The organism is Bradyrhizobium nanningense (assembly GCF_004114535.1).
GTDB lineage: Bacteria > Pseudomonadota > Alphaproteobacteria > Rhizobiales > Xanthobacteraceae > Bradyrhizobium > Bradyrhizobium nanningense.
Map to the genome: position 1 here is coordinate 1 of NZ_LBJC01000038.1, position 238 is coordinate 238.

Genomic DNA, 238 nt, shown 5'->3' on the forward strand with positions numbered 1-238 from the left:
GTCCTGGGCAAAGGCGGTGGCGATGAAGGCGGAGACGACGCGCCGGCCGCTCTTGCCGGCATGGGCCAGCGCGTTGCGCATGAAGTGCACGCGGCAGCGCTGCCAACTGGCGTTGAGCACCTTGGCCACGGTGGCCTTGATGCCCTCGTGGGCGTCGGAGACGACGAGCTTAACGCCGCGCAGGCCGCGGCGGGCGAGCTTGCGCAGGAACGCCGTCCAGAACGTCTCGGCCTCGGAC

Annotated in this window: 1 protein-coding gene; it reads right to left on the reverse strand. The window is 70.6% G+C overall.

All coding sequences use genetic code 11. The annotated features are described in order from the left end of the window. The coding region (locus XH84_RS31720) for a transposase (RefSeq protein WP_208757115.1) at positions 1–238 on the reverse strand (238 nt) is incomplete at both ends.